The organism is Sphingobacterium puteale (assembly GCF_050986225.1).
In the GTDB taxonomy this organism is placed as follows: Bacteria; Bacteroidota; Bacteroidia; order Sphingobacteriales; family Sphingobacteriaceae; genus Sphingobacterium; species Sphingobacterium puteale.
This window is the reverse complement of sequence record NZ_CP158959.1, coordinates 4,796,829-4,818,656: the sequence shown is the minus strand read 5'-3', so window position 1 is coordinate 4,818,656 and position 21,828 is coordinate 4,796,829. Positions and strand designations below refer to the sequence as shown.

Below are 21,828 nucleotides of genomic sequence, written 5' to 3'. Positions count from 1 at the left end.
ATCAGTATACTAAAAGGTTGTGGCGGAAAAAATTATTTCTTCATTAGCTCTTCAACTAACTGAAGTTTTACAGTTTCCAAAATTCCTTTCGGGTCGTCAACGACTATTTTCCCAAAAATATCCTTTTTAATTGAAGCATTGTTACCATGATTGTCACTTGCCTCGTAATTTCCAAATATATCTTTTCTTACAGAAATACGATTTCCTCTATTATCATCAATTGCTTTGTTCCCTAGGACATCTGTCGTTACCGATGTACGTTTACCATTGCTACTTTGTATACTAAGGTTACCAAGTACATCCTTTGATACAAAGGTACGGTTTCCTTTATTGTCAGAGATTTCCAGATCGCCTAGAACATTTTTGGATATTGTACTGCTGTTTCCATTGTTGTCACGTATTTCTAAACCACCGAAAATATTTTTGGATATAGTCGTTACATTGCCTTTATTGTCATACATCTCTAAGTTGCCATGTATGTTTTTAACGATTGTAGAAGGACTTCTGTCCAGATTAGGAACATCGAAATCACCATTGTTGTTTTTCCGGACTGTGGTCTCATTTCCATCCTCATCTTTTACTATAATATTTCCCGATAAATCCTCTTTTATTATTGTTTTTGCACCATATTTATCTTTTGCTGTATAATCACCGCCGTAGCTTTTGCTATATTTTACGCTTTTACGCCATTTATCAGAAACGGTAACTTCTCCCCAGGGATCTACTTCAATCTGAATAGAGCTTTTATCTAAACCTTCTAAGATGGCCAGCTTGGTAATGTAATTTTTTACATTATTCGATAGTGTGTCTGATCCTTGTCTAAAACGGTTTTTATCTGATGAAAATTCACCTTTTACGGTAATGCTGGAAAGCAACAGGGCAAAACTAAATAGGATATATATACGTATCATATGACTGTGATTTGATGTTTAATATACGCTTTTTTGATAAGAAAATAATGTTAACTCATTTAATCCTGGTAGATAAAATCTCAGGCTCTTTCAAAAGTGTATTTTCTCGTATGTAAAAGGGGATTATTATCTCATAAGTGAAAAATAAGGGCTGTTGTTGTGTTTAAATTTCCTATATTTAAGCATCAGAGAAAAGAATTTATAATACGTTAAGAAAAAATGTTTAAGCATTTAAAATACATAGACGGGACATCAGATAAATTTTGGGAAATACAAACAGCTGGTGCGACACATACGGTTACCTATGGTCGAAATGGAACGACGGGACAAAGTAAAAGTAAAACCTTCGATTCGGAGGAAGCCTGTCTAAAGGATGCCGAAAAACTAATTGCGGAGAAGACTAAAAAAGGCTATTCTGAAGATGGTACAGTAGATGCTGATAGCAAGGAAAAAGGATCAGCTGTTCGACCGCCAACGGCTGCCAGCCAGCGAAAAGAAGAGGCGATAGCAGCACTGAAGTTGCTTATCAAAGAGGCGAGGATGGTAGATATCATCCCTTTTCTGGAGGAATATTCCAGTGGCAACCTTGAAGTTTTAAAAAAAGAAATTCGTGCAGCCAAGCGATATTGGGTTGATTACAGTGATCTCTCCAAAGACCCTGAATTTAAAAATAAGGCACAGTACAACTGGGGGACACGAGGCACGAAGGAGCAACAGCGTACAGTAAAATTACTAGCGCTCGCCACATTTTCGGGCTCGGATGCTGGTAATTGGGATATTTTTTATGAACTTTTGAACCAGGCAAGGAGCAAGGATGTCATGCAGATCCTAACCTATGCCAAGCCCAACTGGCTGGGCGGATATTTATTGCAGTTGGTTCGTAAAAATGATTGGCAGCGGATCAATTACGATAATCTCCGACTTTTGGAGCAAATGGGATATGTTGATTTTGAACCGGAACTTTATGCAAGTTCAATCTCTGGTTTTAATTATGAATCAAAAAGGTTTTTTGAACAATTGACAACGGATGAATTGACGATCCAACGGGATATTCCGCTAGTATTTGCCTACGAAACAGGGATTCACAGCACCTATTGGAATTATGATTATAATAATGCGGACAATAAACTGTTATGGGATAAGGTGTTTGATACCTTGTTGGAAAACGGAAAAATTGATCCGGAACTCATCATCACTGGAGCGCTTGAAGCTCAAACCAAAAATTGGAATAATAATCTAAAAAGCTATTTCAGAAAGCTTATTGAACGGATGAAGCTTTCCGAGAATACAGTGATTGAACATCAGCAACAGTTCTTTCCCTTATTGCATGCTGAACATAGCGCTGTGATCAATTTTGTGGTCGATTATCTAAAACCATTCTTCTCGCATCGTGATTTCCAGTTACAGGAATTTTTAGATTGGGCCGAACCGATCTTTATGCGGACTGATATTAAGACAAGTCTTAAAACTCTTTTGATTCAATTTGATAAGCTATTGAAACAAAAAACGGAATGGCAGGAGCGATTTGTTTCGCTAACGTCGGATATCTTTATGATCTCGGATTTGCAGTTACAGGAAAGGGCGGCGAAGTTTATCTTAAAAAATCAGACGGAGCCTTCAGAAGAACTATCCGGTAAGCTTCAGTTATATAAAGCCCAAATGATGGGTACAGTGGCTGTTGACCTGAAGCATCTTTTACAAGAAGATGGATATTCTGAAGATGAAATCCTAGCAGAACTGAATGGTCAATCTTCAGCGCAATATAGTTATCAGCCAACAGAAGTTCGTTGCCTGAACGAAGCTTATGAATACCCACAGACCTGGAACGAATTATTTTTCAAGGTGGGGGAGGTCATTGGTGGTTCTGACCCCATTCAGGTGGAGATCTTAATGAATGCATGGGTGCAACAAACGGCTGTTTTTCCAGCAGACTATCAGATACAGCTGGAACCTTACATTAAACAACTGACAGGAGCGTATCGTGAATCTTCCTGGTACAATCATTTCTCAGGGACCTTCATTAATATGTATTATAAACCCACTGTCGTATATAAAGATAAGGATCGGTATCACAATTACTCCAAATGGGTCAGTCTGATGGGGAGCCAATTGGAACTATTGCAACGTTATCGGATTGATGGTATCCGCCTGCCGCTTTTGAGTTTGCCGACACATAAGCCATTTTGGATTGCACCGAGCGTTCTCGTTGAGCGTATTTTGGCTTATCAGGAAGCACGAGTGAAGATCAATTTATTGGATTTATCCATAGCTCTGAGCCGTACTGTCCGTGAAGATCTAGAAGGAATTGAAGCCCTGATAAAACAAATAAATGAACAGCAGGTACAGGATGTGATCAGCTATGCCTTGGGGCTGGATCCGATGAAGGTTCAGCAGCAATCTTGGCTTAAAAATTTATTGTCTTCCAAAGATTCCGATCCGGTCAATTGGATTGGTGTATGGGCTACCGTGGCGCGCACGCATCATCGGGATGCCTATTTTGAAGAATTTTCCAAAGAGCCTTTAGCGAATATTCCTTTTGCTGCCCAGCCATTCCGTCCGGCATTGAAAATAGAACCAACCTATTATAACGGTTATAACTACACAACTAGAAAATCGGAACAGGTGTATAACGGCGATAAGCTGACCTATCATTTTCCGTCTTACAAACAGGGAGCTGAGGCCTTTTTGTATCACAAAGATATTTTTAACCGTGGGAACGATACTTTACTGTCTTATTATTTGTACAGGGCGGATGTCCCCTATATGCATAGTTTGATGCCGCAGAATACGGAAAGTCTTTCCATGTTTTTAACGATGGGGCTGAATAGTAAAAGTGATATTGGGGGAAAATCTTCGGCAGCCTACCTACAGGAGATGCTGTACGACTTTTTCCGTTTTGATCAGCAGTCCAATCTATACCTGGCAACTTCACTCTTCAATAAAGAGAAAGAGGTGCGTGCGATGGCTGTTGAAGTCATTCTGGCTGCAGTTAATGAAAATAGGATAGACACCACTGTATTAGGTAAACAATTGGGAATGCTGCTGAGCAATGGTTATGGCCCGATCGGTCGTTGTGTTGAAGTGCTGGAACAATGCCGCGATATATCTTCGAAGCATAACAATGCCTTATTGCAGTTATTGGATGTGGCTTTTGCGCATTATAACATTGCTGAAAAAATGCCGACCAATTTTAAGAAAATCATCGAATATTATTACGATTTGATGAACAAGGAACAATATCATTTTCCAGATGATCTTCAGCAGGTTTTTGGGAAACTGGAAATATATAAGAGTTTACAACCTATTTTGAAAAAAATAATAAAATAATAATATGGCAGAGCAAGATTTAGCGATTAGCTATGCACGAAATTCACAACTGACCCAACAATCGGGCATACAGCAATTGGTATTGGCACATCAGTCGGAATTGGCAGAAGTCGCCAATGTACCTTGTTTCTTTTGGGGTAGTTTGACGGATCCTTTACTGACATCCAAATGTTTGTTGACCTTGTCGAAAGTAGTGCGGTCGAGTTTCGGCCCCGTACCTCCGAGTTTGCGGGATCCTATCGTTTCAGCTGGTACCAATCAGATTCGTTTTGAGGGCTTCTCTTCCTGCAATGGTGTTTATGCACGCCTGGATTTATTGGAAGATGCTATTGATGGTGAGTTTATTACAAGTGGTACAACCAATGTGGATTTTAATGAACCTATGCTCAATGCGTTAAATGCTGTCAAGAAAACCGAAAAGATGGTGTTGGGAGTAGGAAGCAATGAGGTTGCCATTAGTACCGATAAGGCCAAAGTGACTGAAAAGAAAGTGACTTTGCCGCCGCGTTGGATCAAAGGGCTGACTTCGGTTCAATTATATTTGGCGGGAATGGAGCTACAGTTTGAATTAAATAAAATTCAGCTTATCCAATTATTTCAGGGCATTCCAAAAGGTAATGTGAAAGGGGAATTCTATTTGACGAAAAGAGCTAACCGATTTGTGTTTTCCCCTATAAGTACAGGTGATGCGGTACGTATTGGTGGTATACAGCGATTACGTTTACTGGAGGGGTTGCTGACCTTCGCAGATAAGTTGCTTGTTTATCAGGAAAAAGGAGGTGAAAGTGCCGCTTTTGTTGCTGACTTTGGTAAAATGAGACTTACTCTTGCCTTGTCGCCAGATAGTTATCGCGGATTTTCGGGCGAAGGTAATGTATTGGAAAATATGATTAAGGCCGTTCCGGATGAATGGATTCATGCCGTCAACGGACTACTCAAATCCAACGAGTTATTTGATCCAACAATGCTTTCCATAGAGCACGATGTCGACTTTGACACGATGGATACCTTGTCAGCATCGTTATCTTCCATCGGGTTGCTGGGTTATGATCTACATAGCCATCAGCATTATTATAGACGACTGCCGTTTAAGATGGAACGTATCTTGGCATTGAACCCGAGGCTAAAAAATGCTAAAAAACTTGTTGCGACAGCAGGTGTACAATTTGTTAAGAATACAACGGATTATATCGAAGCTAGAGTTGATGGATCAGGGGTACAACATACCGTCATTATACAGGGTGACAAACATCAATGTACCTGCAATTGGTTTACCAATCATCAGGGAAAAAGAGGGCTATGTAAACATATACTAGCCGTCAAGATGTTGAATGACTAACCTGTTTGTTGCTTGCTGTAAAGTATGAAGTAACAAAATATTATAGTGGTCAAATATTTAAAAGCAAAGCGATAGGAGATTTGATCGGTTCTGTGTTGAACTAGTCTAAGATCTCCTCGTATGTCAATGTGTTTTTACTCTTTGATACACGGATAGTGATAAATGTCGGAGCGATACCTTTGCCATTGGGACGGTACATGGAATAAATATAGGAATCATTGTCGTGATAATTAGCCCGTAGCGTGTCACCTTCATACCTGTCTACCGCAGAGGTATGAACTTCTATTCTTTCATCCATTTTATCACTCCAGGTACGTTGATCTATAAAAGATTGTTTGTCTTTTTCAGAGATAAATAGTTCAAATTGGTGTGTGTAATCTCTTAACCCGCCACTTTGGTTGGAAATAATTTTAAAATCATCGTTTAGCGTGATATGCTGTTCGCTGAGTAGTTTTCTTGCATCAGATTTAGAGAATAATAGATCATCAAATAGCAAGTATAGCGTGAATATAAGAAAAGGTAAGATTAAAACAATCGAGACGATAGTTCCCAATTTTTTACGGCCAGACTTTTTTAGGATCCAGTACATTAAATAGATGAATAGGCCTGGGATGCCAAACCATATCAAAAAAATCAGCGCGTATAGTGTATACATTTGTTAATCGTTATAATCCTAAAGCTCCTAATCCACTAATAATGTCTAAATAGATTTGCGGTATATGTAAATTTCCAATATTTTTACGGGTGACATCGGTAATACCAGCATGTGAGATGCCACGGGAAGCATATATATGTTTAAAGTTGGCACCCCAGACTGTACTTTCTAATGGAACCATCCCATCATTTTTACCTACCAGTCGCCTCAGGTATTTAAAACTCAATGCATACAATAAATCATCCTGTGGCTTATTCATTGTCGAAGCAAAGCTCTGATAAAATACATTGTCCATATTGGGGTTGAGCTGGTTGAAAACACGCATTTCTTTTACACTGAGATCTCGGATTAGTTCGATTGGTGCGGGAGATTGACCACCAAATAAGAAAGAAATACGTTGAATCAGTTTTTTTGTGGCAGAATCCCCGGATAGATGTTTTTCCATTAGATAATCTGCTATTGGCGTTCCTAAGTGTGGCGTGGATATTGTGCTTAAGGAGGCCACCATTTGATGTCCGTTTAGCGTTGAAATAAAATGGCGGGCGTCTATCCCACCTTTAGAATGCGCGATGAGATTAAATTTAGTTGCACCTGTTTTTTCTGCAAGATCTGACAGATTTCTTTTCAGCATCTGCGCATTGTTAGCGACGGTGCCCCATCCATCGGTCTTGCCATAAAAAAATGAGATATTGTTTTTTTTGAAGGTTTTGGGAATCCTGCCCCAAAACAAACTACTATCTCCCGCAGCTGTACCATGGATCAATATGATGGGATATCTTAATTTAAAGGCAGTCATTGGCTTTTTTTACACATTTTCATCCATCCAATAGATTTTGCAAATCAGCTTTATCACCTTTATAAACAAGGAAAAAATCACTTGGATTTTTAACAAGGAGTTGAAATATGTTTTTTCTTGGTCCTTGAGGAGAATATGCGCCACATAATTTAGTCATGTTTTAACCCTATTTCCATTCCCAGTTTTCATCGATAATATAACCGATCTTTAGAAAATCGGCCAATTCTTTCAATCTGCCGATGAGTACATTTTTATCTTCTATTTTTTCTTTATTTTGTGCTAATACATATCTTCTTCATCAATAAAATTATAACCAGTATTGATCAGCAGCTGGAGATATTCATCGAAACTATCCGCTATGACACGAAACTCATCAGGGTCATGCACGAAACGTACGATTTGCCCTCTTTTACCTTTTTCTGAAGGACTGAAATCCACAAATAATTGAGAAGTGCCACCATTGTTCATACAGTCTGAAAAATGAAGCCATTTTAAGTTAGCTGATTTATCAGTAATCTTGCTATCAATTTCCACGTGGTCATATTTCCGATCGATATAGTCAGCATAATAGGTATATGCAATAGATTGATTTTCGATCATCTCTTTGGAAGAAAGCAGATAATAAGGATACTCATTTAAGTCAGAGCCTAGAAAGAAGAAGGCAATTTCTTCATCGGCGTAGGTTCTCCAGTAAGTCCCATCTACATACTCAAGCAGGTCTACGAGTGGCTGAGGGACATCTGGAAATATCTCCTTGAGCTGCTCCATGTCTGTTTTACTTGCCCCATGTTTGATCTGGTCAAAATGATCCCAAGTTTCAACACCATTGTTGTCATAGTACGCCTTTTTTAAGCCCAATAGATATTTTTCCGATATTTTCATTTATTTTTCTTCTAGTAAGGTGAAGTTAATCAAACTTTATGATATCTCAGTTATATCAATTTGTTAAACGATTGACTTATTTGATGTGTCTGGCGGAGGAGGACTGGGAGCTATGCGTCTGTTAATTGTTGTCCGATCAGACTTTAGTATCCGATATAAAGGCGATTATTGCACAGTCCAAAGATAATGCGGTTCGTGCTGCCGATCATCAGCGTACATTAATGTATTGGCATATTGGCAAACGTATTTGAACAGGGGCAACAAGGTAAGGATAGGGCCGATTATGGAAAATATCTGACTGGATATATCGCCAAAGAATTAGAACCCGAATATGGTAGCGGGTTTTCGAGAAGACAAGTTGAATTGTTTAGACAGTTCTTTCGTGTTTTTCCAATTGCGAACGCACTGCGTTCGCAATTGAGCTGGACACAATACCGCTTATTGATGCGGCTTGACACAGAAGAGCAACGGGAGTTTTATATCGCCGAAACCATTAAAAATAACTGGACATCACGGCAGTTGGAACGATAGGTCTTTAGTAATTTATATGAACGCCTGCTACTGAGTAATGATAAGGAAAGTGTATTGGCTGTGGCAAAAAAAGAAAAAGATGCCCTCCGATGCGAAAGAGATCATCAAAGATCCAATGGTACTGGAGTTTTTTGGTTTGAAGCGAGAAAGCGCTTATTATGAAAAAGACCTTGAAGGCACTACTATCATCTCTTCAAACGTTGGTCTTTGACGTTTTCCCGCTATTACATCTCGTACAATGGACGCAATATTGTTATTTATTTTGTCATGCGGGGCCAATTTAATTGCATTTTCAATCGTCATTAACGCCTCCATATCTTTAAGAGCGATTAGCAAATTCATGGCATGATTACCCATCGAAGCGATATCATTAGGGTTTCTTTTCAGAGATTCTTCTGAATAAAATAAAGCTTTATCCAGGTCCTTGAGATGCATTGCCTCCGTTGCGGCCTCCATGGGGATAAAATGATTTTCCAATTCTATCTTAAATGCAGCTTCAAATTGTTCGAGCGCTTCAGTATGGCGCTCTAATCGTTGCAGCGCTTTGGCCATAAAAAACATACTTTGCCAATGATGTGGGACAATCGAAAGGCATTCCTGAAAGTCTGTTATCGAGCTTTCAAGCGCAACTATTTCAGCAGAGGTGGGATTTTCTATGCTTATTTCATTTAGATAGATCAAGTCTTTTTGTCTCTCATTTGAGCGTCTAAATATCTCATTGAACTTTTCCATCGCGATCACCTTCCGAGCGTTAGCGTCAATTTTTTGATATATTGATCCGTTTAGTATATCATCGATTTCCGCTGGCTTCATTTCTTTGCAATACTCGGAGTAAGGATTTAGAACGAAAGTAGCCGCTTTTATTCCATCAAAAAGGTCCTGGCCTTTGATCCCGATATAATTTACCTTTCCTTCTTTGACTATACCTTTATCAAATATTCTGTTGATTGAGGTAAAAATAGGAACTTGGCCTCCTTCAAATGTGGCGGCTTTTACTGTTACTTTTTCAGGATTTTGCTCTGCCATATTAGAATCGACCAAATCCATGGTCAGTATATATAAATTACTCCACAATAATTTTTGATAGAATTCTTTTTGAGCTTCGATGTTATTTGTACCTCTTAAAAGGCATCTTTCCAATTCATTTTCGGGAAATGTGGAGATGTTTTTCTTTTTCTTAAAAATGTCGAATAATCCCATGTACTTTAATTCGATTAATATGATATGATATTTAAAAATAATCATAAGAAAAGACATCGCAAAATACAGCTGGTAGGAATCAGTTTTTGTTCGGCATAGAAGCTAATAAAAGTGTACTACTTTCGGAAAGGTTTTTTAAGCGATGGAGTTAAAGCATCGTTGCCAGGTTTATAGTGAAGATAATTTACAGCAGAAAAACTGTACAACAATTGTCAGAAATAGAGAGAAATACCTGTCTTTTGTTTGGGGGATTTCAACAGATAATGCTTTTTGCAATTTTATTTTTCAAACATAGAATATTTTGTACATTTGTATCGAATAAAATCGAAATAGAAATGGCAGAAACTGTACAACCAAGAGCTCCAAAGACAACTGATAATAATGCGAATCAAACTCATTACTACAAAACATTGGTAGTAGCTATCGCTTTAGGTTTAATAGGCACATTTATCCGTTTTGTACCGGATGTATGTACTGCAATGGGACAACAAACTTTCTTGTTCTCCGCGATAGCAAATATCTCATTGATCGTAGGTTCTCTTATTGCATTTAAAACTGTTTTCGGTATTTTGGGATTTGGAAAAAACCGTGACTAATTAATAGTCGTTTAAAATATTGAAAGCCTCAGTTTTACTGAGGCTTTTTTTTGTGCTCATTTAAAACAAAGAAAATAATGTTTTTGAATAGGATTCCAGCAGCTGGAATAAATGATAGCCTCTTGAAGGACAGGAATTTACTGATACATTAACCAACATAGAATCAATAGTGGAAAAGCATCTGTATAGAAAATATTATACGGGGCAAATAATAAATAAAAAAGGCATCAACTAAACAATTGATGCCTTTTGCTATGATTGATGATAGACTATGCAAATAATGACCATGTACCCCATGGAATACGGGCAAGCATCAGGATTAAGCCGATGATGTAGAATATCACAACAGTTTGATTTGCTTTTCTTGAGTTTTCCATCTTTTTAGCTTTTGAGTAACCGATGGTGATCAATACAATGGCAATGATCATTGTCAATGGGTGCTCAATGATTTTTAAACGTAATGTCGGATCTTTCATCACGCTGCCAGAGATCATCGATGGGTACTTCAAATAAAAGTATAAGATCAATCCCACCAATAATTGAATATGCGATACGATAAAACCTAATAAGGCAATTTTACGGTTGTAAGGTTTGTTGCCTAAATAGTTCATTAAGGTGATCACAATAGATATCACCAGGGCTAGCAATAAGACAATTGCTATTGTCGAGTGTAAGTGTAACATAAAAGCTCTCTTTAATTGTTTCCTAAGTTAGCAAAGATAAAAATATAATGAATGTATTTGTTAAAAATCATTGTTCTAGCAGAAATACCTCCGCAATTGGGTTGAACAGGTACATGCGTTTGCTGCTCAGCTCCATGCATTTATAACGCTTCCGTATCTTTTCGATCCGCTGAAAAGACCGTCCGTTCTTCAATTTAAAAAAATGGCCATCCTCCAATGCTTCTACCGTCAGTGCATTGCTTTTTGCTTTGTCATAAGCTTTTAACGCTCGGAATAGATGAAGATCGGTACAGCTTGATGCGGCCGGATTCTCCATATAACTGTGTATTGCACCGCTGATGTCAGCCGGAAAGATATTTAGTTTTAAAAATGGATCCATTAGCTCCTTAAAATGTTTTTTCCATTCAGTTCCATGCGGTTTGACACGGTGCTGATGCTTGTTCCAAGTCTGTAGATGAGCAAATTCATGTATGGTTGTGATCAGAAAGGAATAAGGATTCAGATCATGATTGACCGAAATGCGGTGTGGACTGCCCCTAAAAGGAGCACGGTAATCGCCCAATTTGCTGCTACGGGCACGGGAGATCTTAAACAGGCACGCTGTATGATTGATCCAGTTAGATATGATCGGCGCAGCTTCCTCTGGCATGTATTTTTTTAGGATAGCACTGTAATCTTGCATGCTGTAAAAATAGTTATTTATTCATGCTTACCTAATAATGGCGCGACATTATTTTGTCACAAGCAAACATGATACTGTCAAAAGATAAGGCTTGTATGTTTATAGTCGAAGTAGCTACTTGTAGTATTTCTCTTAATAAGATCAATTCATTGTATCAAGGGGCAAATCTGAGTAGTTATTGACAAATAAAATACTACTGATGGCTTTATAATAGTAAAGTGTTTTAGCTATTATAATTAGTTTTATTTGTATTTTTGATATTATTTTTAGTATTTAGTATTGGTAAATTAATTAAAGTAGAAGATGTTCAAATCTGGATAGATATTTTTTTGGAACAAAAAGCATTGAAATCGCCTGATTTTTAGGTAAATTACCTACTAAAGAAAGGATCATAAAATATACGATATCATCTGGATGAGGAAAGGTTTTCCTCTCAGCTATAAAATAGACCTTCAAGAATATGCTAGATACCTTACATATTAAGAATTACGCCCTGATCGACGCATTGGAAATCCAATTTGATAAAGGGTTGAATATGATTACTGGGGAGACTGGAGCGGGTAAATCCATTATTATGGGAGCACTTTCCTTAATTCTGGGAAATAGGGCAGAGGGAAAACACTTTTTTGATCCATCAAAGAAATGTGTGATCGAAGGAGAATTTAATATCGGAGCTTATCAATTAAATGGCTTCTTTGAGCAGTATGATCTTGACTATGCAGATCATACGATTATCCGACGGGAAATAACACCGGATGGTAAATCCCGTGCCTTTGTTAATGATTCACCTGTTAATTTGGTTATACTGAGGCAATTGGGCGAGCAATTGATTGATGTACATTCACAGCATGCGACTTTACAGATCAATACCGAGGAATTTCAGTTTTTAGTAGTGGACAGCGTGGCGGATTCATTTGCACTGAAACAAAGCTATAAAGAGAGCTATATAGCTTATAAAAAAGCAAAACGGGAACTGGAAGAACTGAAAGAAACGGTAAAAAAGGCGGCTGTAGAGCTGGACTATTTTCAATTTCAATTTGACGAACTTGATGGGGCGAAGCTCGTGCCTGACGAACAGGGTACACTAGAGCAGCAACAGCGGCAATTGGAGAATGCCGAGGATATCAAGCGAGCCTTAAATGCGGCCTCCCGTCTGTTAGAAAACGAAGATATAGCAGTATTGACACAGTTGAAAGATGCTATGTCGCAGGTCGAAGGAATATCTTCTTTTCTGCCCGAAGCGGCTGATCTTGCTGCACGGGTGAAGAGCACCTTGATCGAACTGAAAGATGTGGCTGCGGAGTTGACTTTGCTGGAAGAGGATACTCACCTGGATGAGGGCACCTTACTGGAGATCAATGAGCGATTGAGCTTACTGTATTCGCTGCAGAAAAAACATCATGTCGACTCAGTGGAGGAACTCATTCAATTAAGAGATGATCTGGAGGCAAAACTATTGGCCATTAATTCCTCCGATGAACAATTGGAGCGTCTGGAGGCCGAGGTTATAGAGAAGCTGAAAGTTGCGCTACACAATGCGAAAGCGCTTTCAAGCGCACGCGGATTAGTATTGGATACAATAGCCGGGGAGATACAAAATACGCTGTTGAATGTGGGTATGCCAAATGCGGTACTTCAGATTGTATTGGAACCACTAAAAGAGGGAGAGATGCGTGAGTCTGGAATAGATACCATTCAGTTCTTATTTTCTGCCAATAAGGGGCAGGCATTGCAATCTATTCATCGTGTAGCTTCAGGAGGGGAACTTTCCCGGGTGATGTTAGCCATAAAATCACTGGTTGCCAAAACTTCGGCTTTACCAACAATTGTCTTTGATGAGATCGATACCGGGATTTCGGGAGAGGTGGCATTACGTGTAGGAGAGGTTATGGAAAACCTAGCCGAAAATATGCAGGTAATCGCTATCTCGCACTTACCGCAGATTGCGTCAAAAGGGGCGGCGCATTTTAAAGTATATAAGGAAGACAAGGCCGATCGTACCATATCAAATATCGTCCGACTGGATCAAACCGGTAGGGTAAAAGAGATCGCGCAAATGCTGAGCGGAGCAAATCCAACGGATGCTGCACTGGAGCATGCAGAGCTGCTGTTGAAAGGTTAGGGATAAAATAATGAAACCTTATATAAAAAATCAGCCTCAGAATAAGTTATTCTGAGGCTGATTTTTTATTATTGCCCGCCGTTTTCGCCATCAGTAAGTGTGACTTTAGCTTGGAAAGGTGGCGGTGGAGTTGCTGTTCCTGTGCCAAGATAATCAGCATAAATATTTAAATTCCCGTCTACTTTACCATCAAAAAAAGTATATTCTGTCCTGAAATTGTAAAGGCCGTTTTTTGTTGGTACGTTGTTCGCCCCTAAGTTGATATAAAAATCTGGACTATCGTTAAATGATATTGCCACGGCAACTTGTCCATAATCAAAATATTTAGAATCAATTTCGTTGAATGGAACTGAGATTACGAAAGTTCTGGGATCTCCCTCAGTTTTCCATTGGTAATTGGCTCCTGGTACTGCAAACTTATAGGTAACCCCTGGAAGGGAATTCGTTATATACTCCTTCTTACAAGAAGAGAATGAAACCAAGGCTGCGGTTCCAATTAAAGCTGCTAATAAAAGTCTTTTCATATCGTTTGTGTTATTTGTGACAGTTTTTTTATTATAGGACGATAAAATAGTGTAAAAGTTTAACGTCAATCTTCTTTACAACAAAAAATGCACCATTATGGTGCATTTTCATGAATTTATTTCGATTACAGCAAGCGATTATTTCTCCGCTGTATCTTTTGAAGACTTCGGATCTGAACTAGAGACCTCAATATCTTTGGTTTCCGGATTAATGCTCACCGTTAAAACTGAACCGGTTTGGACATTTCCTTTCAGAATTTCTTCCGCAATTGGATCCTCCAGATATTTTTGGATTGCACGTTTTAAAGGACGTGCACCGAAATTACTGTCATAACCTTTATCTGCAATGAAACCTTTAGCCTCATCCGTCAAGTTAATGGTATAACCCAAATCTGAGATTCGTTTAAACAATGACGTCAATTCAATATCAATGATCTTAAAGATATTTTCTTTTGTCAACGAATTGAAAACAATAACGTCGTCAATACGGTTTAAAAACTCCGGCGCAAATGCTCTTTTTAGTGCAGTTTCGATTACTCCACGGGAATGCGCATCTGTTTGTTGCGATTTTGCCGCGGTCGTGAAACCAACGCCCTGACCAAATTCTTTCAATTGACGTGCGCCAATATTAGAGGTCATGATGATAATGGTGTTACGGAAATCTACTTTACGGCCCAAACTGTCGGTCAATTGACCTTCATCCAATACTTGCAATAACAAATTGAACACATCTGGATGCGCTTTCTCGATTTCATCCAAAAGCACGACAGCATAAGGCTTACGACGTACCTTCTCCGTTAATTGTCCACCTTCTTCATAACCGACATATCCCGGAGGCGCCCCTACGAGCCGCGATATCGCAAATTTCTCCATGTATTCACTCATGTCAATCTGAATCAGTGCGTCCTCAGTATCAAACATAAACCGTGCAAGCTCTTTCGCTAATTCTGTCTTACCGACACCAGTAGGGCCTAAGAATATAAAGGAACCGATTGGCTTCTTAGGATCTTTCAGTCCGGCACGCGTACGTTGGATGGCTTTCACCAATTTACCAACAGCATCGTCCTGGCCAATGATTCTTCCTTTCATCAACTCACCCATATTCAACAGCTTTTGGCTGTCTGTTTGGCTGACACGCTGTACGGGGATACCGGTCATCATCGCGACAACTTCCGCTACATTTTCCTCGGAAACAGTATATCGCTTAGATTTGGTTTCTTCTTCCCAGGCGATCTTTTCTTTCTCCAATTCCTCGATAAGCTTTTTCTCTGTATCGCGTAACTTAGCAGCTTCTTCATATTTTTGACTACGCACTACCTTGTTTTTCTCCAATTTGACTTCCTCGATTTTATTCTCGATGTCAATAATGGATTGTGGAACATGAATATTATTCAAGTGTACACGTGAACCAGCCTCATCCAAAGCGTCAATCGCTTTATCGGGTAGGAACCGATCCGTAATATATCGTGTTGTCAACGATACACAAGCTTCAATCGCTTCTGGGGTATAAGTCACATTGTGGTGATCCTCATATTTCTCTTTGATACGATTCAAGATCTCTACAGTTTCATCATGTGTAGCGGGTTCAATCGTCACACGTTGGAAACGACGGTCTAAAGCGCCATCTTTTTCAATATATTGACGGTATTCGTCCAGTGTAGTTGCACCGATACATTGTATTTCTCCCCTTGCCAAGGCTGGTTTGAACATATTGGAAGCATCCAAAGATCCTGAAGCACCGCCAGCACCAACAATGGTATGTATTTCGTCGATAAACAAAATGACATCCGGTGATTTTTCCAGTTCATTCATGACCGCTTTCATGCGCTCCTCAAATTGACCCCGATATTTCGTGCCCGCAACCAATGACGCCAGGTCCAAAGTAACTACACGCTTGTTGAACAGGACACGGGATACTTTGCGTTGCACAATACGTAGTGCCAATCCTTCCGCTATCGCTGATTTACCTACTCCGGGTTCACCTATTAATAACGGATTATTCTTTTTACGACGAGAAAGAATCTGTGATACACGTTCGATTTCTTTTTCACGACCTACAATCGGATCCAATCTGCCTTCCTCAGCAGCTTTGGTCAGATCTCGACCAAAGTTGTCCAATACAGGGGTTTTGGATTTGATATCCGAAACCTTTTTAGGTTGGATATATTGATCATCCTCAGCAAAATCATCATCACCGGTAGGAGAGCCCGGAGCTTCATCCTTGATGGTGGTTTTATTTTGCTCTACTTCGGCTTTGAAGATGTCATAGGTCACATTATATTGCTGTAAAATTTGCGAAGCGATATTATCTTCATCCCGTAAGATTGCCAATAATAGATGCTCGGTCCCAATAATGTCAGATTTGAAAATCTTCGCTTCCAAATAAGTAATTTTCAGAACTTTTTCAGCTTGTTTAGTTAACGGCATGTTGCCAATAGGTGCACGTGATACAGATGCCCCCTTCACTGCGTCTTCCACAGATTGACGTAGGGCAGTTGTGTCAATGCCTATGTTTTTAAGGATTTTGATCGCCATTCCATCGCCTTCACGAATCAAGCCGAGCAACAAGTGCTCTGTGCCTATATAATCGTGACGCAATCTCAAAGCTTCCTCTCTACTGTACGATATGACATCCTTTACGCGCGGTGAAAATTTTGCTTCCATTGAATACCTTTCTGTTTTATATTAAGGATATATAAATGTAGTAAATTCTACATTTCAAACCTTAAAATTATTTTAAATAATGTCATCAACAATTAAGCCATGACCATTATACGTCCAAAATGTCAGTATAAAAGATTACATTTGTATGTTAATATAACAAGAGTTTTCCAATTTTTTTAAATTTTATGTCAGACGAGAAGATTATTTTTTCGATGGCGGGTGTCAACAAAATCTATCCGCCTCAAAAACAAGTTCTAAAAAATATCTATTTATCTTTTTTCTATGGTGCCAAAATCGGCGTGATCGGTTTGAACGGATCCGGAAAATCCTCACTATTGAAAATTATCGCGGGTTTGGACAAATCTTATCAGGGTGAAGTCGTGTTTTCTCCGGGTTACTCTGTGGGATATTTGGCACAAGAACCCCAATTGGATCTCGAAAAGACCGTTCTTGAAATTGTACAGGAGGGTGTTGCTGAAATTACGGCGACCTTAAAAGAATACGAAGAAATCAATGAGAAATTCGGCTTGCCTGAGGTCTACGAAAATCCAGATGAGATGGATAAACTGTTGGCCAGACAAGGTGAATTACAAGATAAAATTGACGCAACAAATGCCTGGGAAATCGATTCCAAATTGGATAGAGCAATGGATGCCTTACGTTGTCCCGAACCTGATGCTAAAATTGCCAATTTGTCAGGTGGCGAGCGCAGACGTGTAGCATTATGTCGCTTATTATTGCAAGAACCAGATGTGTTATTGCTCGATGAGCCGACCAACCACTTGGATGCAGAGTCTATCGACTGGTTAGAACAACATTTAAAACAATATAAAGGAACTGTCATTGCTGTCACCCACGACCGTTACTTCTTGGATAACGTCGCCGGATGGATCTTAGAATTGGACCGTGGTGAAGGTATTCCATGGAAAGGAAATTATTCCTCTTGGTTAGACCAAAAGGCTAAACGCCTGGCACAGGAAGAAAAACAGGAAACCAAACGTCAGAAAACATTGGAGCGTGAGCTGGAGTGGGTACGTATGGCTCCAAAGGCACGCCATGCCAAATCGAAAGCCCGTCTTCATAACTATGAAAAATTGGCTTCTGAGGAAACCAAAGAACGCGAAGAGAAATTGGAATTATTTATTCCGCCTGGGCCGCGTTTGGGTAACTCTGTCATCGAGGCAACCGATATCTCCAAAGCTTATGGCGACCGTATTTTATTTGAAAATCTAAGTTTCATGTTGCCTCCTGCGGGTATCGTTGGGATCATCGGACCAAATGGCGCGGGTAAAACAACCTTATTCCGCCTGATCACGGGACAGGAGACGCCGGATACGGGATCGTTCAAAGTAGGAGAGACTGTCAAATTGGGGTATGTCGATCAGATGCACCATGACCTTGATCCTGAGAAATCTGTTTGGGAAAATATCACTGGCGGTAACGATAACATGATTCTAGGCAATCGCTCCGTAAATTCCAGAGCTTATGTGTCTAAATTTAACTTTAATGGTGCTGACCAACAAAAGAAAGTCGGTGTGCTTTCCGGTGGAGAACGCAACCGTGTCCATTTGGCGATCACGCTAAAAGAAGGATCAAATGTGCTCCTCCTCGATGAACCGACCAATGACATCGATGTCAATACATTACGTGCTTTAGAGGAAGGTCTGGAGAATTTTGGTGGCTGTGCTGTGGTCATCTCCCATGATAGATGGTTTTTGGACCGTATCTGTACACATATTCTTGCTTTTGAAGGCGATTCTCAGGTGTATTTCTTTGAAGGTAACTATACCGAATATGAGGAAAACCGTAAAAAACGTTTGGGGGACGTAACTCCACATCGCATTAAATACAAAAAATTGGTGAAATAAAAATGATCATGGAAGGCGGAAGGCTTTTGGCGGCCATAATAGACCATGCAATTGATGGAATTATTACCATAGACAACAGGGGGAATGTCGAAAGCATTAACCCTGCTGCCTTAGAATTGTTTGGATATAACGCTGAAGAAGTAATAGGACATAATGTGTCGATGTTAATGCCTGAGCCCGATCGGGGTAATCATGATAGTTATATTCATAATTATCAAACCACCGGCCATAAAAAAATTATAGGGATCGGCCGCGAGGTGATGGGGCTAAAGAAGAGCGGAAAGACATTTCCGTTTCGACTGGCAGTGAGTGAAGTCTGGCTTAAAGACAAAAATATTTTTACAGGATTTATCCATGATCTCTCACGTGAAAAGGCAGCGGAAGATATGCTAAAACAGCATGCCGCCGAATTGGAACATAAAGTCAGTGAAAGGACACGTGATTTGATATCACTGGTTTCCGAACTGGAGAAAGCAAAAGCAGAAGTTTCCAAATCTCTGGAAAAAGAAATTGAACTTAACCAGCTGAAATCACGTTTTGTATCCATGGCCTCACATGAATTCCGCACACCGCTGAGCTCTGTCCAATTGTCGGCTTCACTGATTGAAAAATATGCGGACCGTCCCGATGATAAGGCCAGTATTATCAAACATACCAACAAAATCAAGGGGGCAGTGCAGCTTCTCACCAGTATATTAAATGATTTTCTCTCACTGGAAAAATTGGAAGCGGGAATTGTGGTCATGAACAAACAGTATATTAATCTGGTTGAACTGGCGGAAGAAATCACCGAGGAGATGCAATTGATCTGTAAGAAAAATCAGCATATTGTCTACCAGCATACCGGTGAAATCGGACATTTCTCGCTGGATACGAACTTATTAAAAAATGCGTTGGTGAATTTGATTTCCAACGCCATCAAATATTCGGGTGAAGATACTTTAATAGAATTTACAACCTGTATCGATGATAAGGGCTGTTCGATCTCCGTTAAGGATAATGGTATAGGTATTCCCAAAGAAGATCAGGTGCATTTGTTCGAACCGTTTTTCAGAGCTCATAACACCGGAAATATTCCGGGGACTGGACTGGGCTTAAATATCGTAAAAAGGTATATCGAGCTTATGGAGGGTAAAATGGAATTTGTTTCGGAATTGCATAAGGGAACATCATTTAAAGTCAGTTTTGATAAGATTTAAATTCTATCTGAATCGATGGTAGAACGATAGCCTTGTCGATCATAAATGGAAAGGATTTGTGTATTCAAATGACTATAAATACGAATGAAGAACTGAGTGTAAAAAAGTTAATTGAAAGCAATGACAATAGACACTCATCAATAATTATTGAAACATGAACAATAAAAAGACTATTCTAATCATTGAGGATAATATTGACATTAGAGAGGGAACAACCGAGATTTTAGAGTTGACAGGACGGTATGAGGTGATTACGGCTGAGAATGGTCGGGTCGGAGTTGATTTGGCAACTCGACATATCCCTGATTTGATTCTCTGTGATATCATGATGCCAGAATTGGATGGTTATGGTGTGCTATTTATGCTGAGCAAGATAGAGAGTACCGCAAAAATTCCTTTTATTTTTCTGACCGCAAAAGCCGAACGCGCAGATATGCGTAAGGCAATGGAGATGGGGGCGGATGATTACCTGACCAAACCTTTTGATGATGTGGAACTGATGAACGCAATTGAGGTTCGTCTGAAAAAGCATGAGCAGTTATCCGCAGATTCGGCCGTGGACGATGATTTGAACCTGAGTGAAGAGGAACAAGTTTTATTGCTGCAAGAATTGCTCGCCAATTCGCGTGTGAAAACGGTAAAAAAGAAACAGTCAATCTTTGAGAAAGACGATTCACCTACGTATGTTTATTATGTCAAATCGGGGCAGATTCGTAGCTTTAAGTTGTACAAAGATGGGCGGGAACTATCGACAGGGATTTATATAGGAGGGAATTATTTTGGCTATGCTTCTGTACTGTTGAATGAAAACTATGAAGATTATGCGGAAGCTGTTGAATCCAGCGAAGTTATTTTAATACCAAAAGACGCCTTTTTGGAGCTCCTATGGAAAAAACCTGCTATAGCTAGCAAATTTATTAAATTACTTTCGGTGGACCTTCGTGAAAAAGAAGAGCAATTGTTGGGCTTCGCATACCATTCTGTCCGCAAACGTGTGGCCAATGCTTTGATCAGTGTCGCCGAAAAAAGCGGAATCAATATCAATGAGGTCAATGCCTGTACAATTGATATTACCAGAGATGGGATTGCTTCGATAGCTGGTACGGCAAATGAAACAGTTTCACGTATGCTTTCTGATTTTAAAGAGGAAAAGCTGATCTCGAAGGAAAAAGGAAAGATTTACATCAATTCGATCAAAAATTTAAGGGATGTAAAACAATAACAATCAAACAAGTAAATATGGCGTGAGCTTTGAAGCTTACGGGTCATAATTATCAATACAAAAAGGGTGTGTCCGAATTCTTCGGATACACCCTTTTTGTGTAATTGTGATATATATCATTGTCAGATATGGTCTTGTATCATGTTTTTAGGCCGTGCTATGAGCTAATTTTGTTTTTAGGATAAACTTATACGTGGTTGATTGTAGAATTCAAAATGAAAGTAGTTGTATATAATGTGAGGTCATTTGAAAAGGAGTTTTGGGCATTGGCCAATGCAAAACAGCATGACCTCACCCTGATTTCAAACGGATTAAATGCCGAAACGCAAAATTATGCGCGCGGAAAGGATGCGGTTGTCATCTCAGGAGGAGATATTTTGGATGATAAAATGCTACTTAATTTAAAAAAATTAGGAATTAGTAAGATCATGACAAGAAGTAAGCATACATCCCATATTGATTTGGTCAAAGCGGGTGATTTGAGCATTCAGATTGCCAATGCGCCTTTTGAGGATCAAAGCCCAAAAGGACTGGCAGAACAGACTGTCCGGAATCTCAATCTTTGGGGAATGGAAAAATGTGTCGGTAAAGCGTGCTGTTGTTTAAATGACTGCGCAAAAAAATAAC

General features: G+C 39.4%; 18 protein-coding genes. 9 read left to right on the top strand and 9 right to left on the bottom strand.

What is annotated here, in order from left to right:
* Nucleotides 1-32: 32 nt before the first annotated feature.
* Entirely contained in the window at nucleotides 33-911 is an 879-nt protein-coding gene (locus tag ABTV71_RS20515) for a hypothetical protein (RefSeq protein WP_433900868.1), read from the bottom strand.
* Nucleotides 912-1,130: 219 nt separating this feature from the next.
* Between ABTV71_RS20515 and ABTV71_RS20510 the strand changes: the two genes are divergently transcribed.
* Both ABTV71_RS20510 and ABTV71_RS20505 read left to right on the top strand, forming a co-directional pair.
* Nucleotides 1,131-4,238, top strand: coding sequence for a DUF6493 family protein (locus tag ABTV71_RS20510; RefSeq protein ID WP_433900867.1), 3,108 nt, complete (start codon nucleotides 1,131-1,133; stop codon nucleotides 4,236-4,238).
* 4 nt (nucleotides 4,239-4,242) lie between these two features.
* A complete protein-coding gene (locus ABTV71_RS20505) occupies nucleotides 4,243-5,577 on the top strand; it encodes an SWIM zinc finger family protein (RefSeq protein ID WP_433900866.1) in 1,335 nt (444 codons plus the stop codon).
* A gap of 100 nt (nucleotides 5,578-5,677) precedes the next feature.
* Here the strand turns inward: ABTV71_RS20505 and ABTV71_RS20500 are convergent, their stop codons facing one another.
* The 3 genes from ABTV71_RS20500 to ABTV71_RS20490 form a co-directional block, all read right to left on the bottom strand.
* On the bottom strand, nucleotides 5,678-6,232 hold the full coding sequence (locus ABTV71_RS20500; protein ID WP_433900865.1) for a hypothetical protein: 555 nt from the start codon (nucleotides 6,230-6,232) through the stop codon (nucleotides 5,678-5,680).
* 10 nt (nucleotides 6,233-6,242) lie between these two features.
* Complete coding sequence (locus ABTV71_RS20495; protein WP_433900864.1) at nucleotides 6,243-7,028, bottom strand: alpha/beta hydrolase; 786 nt, start codon at nucleotides 7,026-7,028, stop codon at nucleotides 6,243-6,245.
* Nucleotides 7,029-7,307: 279 nt separating this feature from the next.
* Nucleotides 7,308-7,910 (bottom strand): SMI1/KNR4 family protein, encoded by a 603-nt coding sequence (locus tag ABTV71_RS20490; protein ID WP_433900863.1) that lies wholly within the window; start codon nucleotides 7,908-7,910, stop codon nucleotides 7,308-7,310.
* A gap of 234 nt (nucleotides 7,911-8,144) precedes the next feature.
* Here ABTV71_RS20490 and ABTV71_RS20485 point away from each other — a divergent pair, with 234 nt between their 5' ends.
* Nucleotides 8,145-8,441, top strand: a complete 297-nt coding sequence (locus ABTV71_RS20485) for a DUF1016 N-terminal domain-containing protein (RefSeq protein WP_433900862.1) — start codon at nucleotides 8,145-8,147, stop codon at nucleotides 8,439-8,441.
* Between the two features lie 156 nt (nucleotides 8,442-8,597).
* Here the strand turns inward: ABTV71_RS20485 and ABTV71_RS20480 are convergent, their stop codons facing one another.
* Complete coding sequence (locus tag ABTV71_RS20480) at nucleotides 8,598-9,641, bottom strand: SseB family protein (protein ID WP_433900861.1); 1,044 nt, start codon at nucleotides 9,639-9,641, stop codon at nucleotides 8,598-8,600.
* 209 nt (nucleotides 9,642-9,850) lie between these two features.
* Between ABTV71_RS20480 and ABTV71_RS20475 the strand changes: the two genes are divergently transcribed.
* A complete protein-coding gene (locus tag ABTV71_RS20475) occupies nucleotides 9,851-10,237 on the top strand; it encodes a hypothetical protein (RefSeq protein ID WP_433900860.1) in 387 nt (128 codons plus the stop codon).
* 269 nt (nucleotides 10,238-10,506) lie between these two features.
* Here ABTV71_RS20475 and ABTV71_RS20470 read toward each other — a convergent pair whose 3' ends face one another.
* Both ABTV71_RS20470 and ABTV71_RS20465 read right to left on the bottom strand, forming a co-directional pair.
* Nucleotides 10,507-10,920, bottom strand: coding sequence for a hypothetical protein (locus ABTV71_RS20470; RefSeq protein WP_121127400.1), 414 nt, complete (start codon nucleotides 10,918-10,920; stop codon nucleotides 10,507-10,509).
* A gap of 67 nt (nucleotides 10,921-10,987) precedes the next feature.
* Nucleotides 10,988-11,602 (bottom strand): SprT-like domain-containing protein, encoded by a 615-nt coding sequence (locus ABTV71_RS20465; protein WP_433900859.1) that lies wholly within the window; start codon nucleotides 11,600-11,602, stop codon nucleotides 10,988-10,990.
* 460 nt (nucleotides 11,603-12,062) lie between these two features.
* On the opposite strand from ABTV71_RS20465, the gene recN reads away from it, so the two are divergent.
* Entirely contained in the window at nucleotides 12,063-13,724 is a 1,662-nt protein-coding gene (gene recN, locus ABTV71_RS20460) for a DNA repair protein RecN (RefSeq protein WP_433900858.1), read from the top strand.
* A 68-nt stretch (nucleotides 13,725-13,792) separates the two neighbouring features.
* On the opposite strand, the gene ABTV71_RS20455 is transcribed toward recN, so the two are convergent.
* Nucleotides 13,793-14,248 carry a hypothetical protein gene (locus ABTV71_RS20455; RefSeq protein WP_147430561.1) on the bottom strand — a complete coding sequence of 152 codons (456 nt, stop codon included), beginning with the start codon at nucleotides 14,246-14,248 and terminating at the stop codon, nucleotides 13,793-13,795.
* 138 nt (nucleotides 14,249-14,386) lie between these two features.
* Nucleotides 14,387-16,912, bottom strand: a complete 2,526-nt coding sequence (locus ABTV71_RS20450; protein ID WP_433900857.1) for an ATP-dependent Clp protease ATP-binding subunit — start codon at nucleotides 16,910-16,912, stop codon at nucleotides 14,387-14,389.
* A gap of 185 nt (nucleotides 16,913-17,097) precedes the next feature.
* Between ABTV71_RS20450 and ettA the strand changes: the two genes are divergently transcribed.
* From ettA to ABTV71_RS20430, 4 genes are all read left to right on the top strand, one after another.
* On the top strand, nucleotides 17,098-18,780 hold the full coding sequence (ettA, locus tag ABTV71_RS20445) for an energy-dependent translational throttle protein EttA (protein ID WP_121127395.1): 1,683 nt from the start codon (nucleotides 17,098-17,100) through the stop codon (nucleotides 18,778-18,780).
* Between the two features lie 8 nt (nucleotides 18,781-18,788).
* Nucleotides 18,789-19,979: a PAS domain-containing sensor histidine kinase gene (locus tag ABTV71_RS20440; protein ID WP_121127404.1), complete on the top strand. Its 1,191-nt coding sequence runs from the start codon at nucleotides 18,789-18,791 to the stop codon at nucleotides 19,977-19,979.
* Nucleotides 19,980-20,133: 154 nt separating this feature from the next.
* A complete protein-coding gene (locus ABTV71_RS20435) occupies nucleotides 20,134-21,201 on the top strand; it encodes a response regulator (protein ID WP_121127394.1) in 1,068 nt (355 codons plus the stop codon).
* 215 nt (nucleotides 21,202-21,416) lie between these two features.
* Entirely contained in the window at nucleotides 21,417-21,827 is a 411-nt protein-coding gene (locus tag ABTV71_RS20430) for a lactate dehydrogenase (RefSeq protein ID WP_121127393.1), read from the top strand.
* Nucleotide 21,828: the final 1 nt, after the last annotated feature.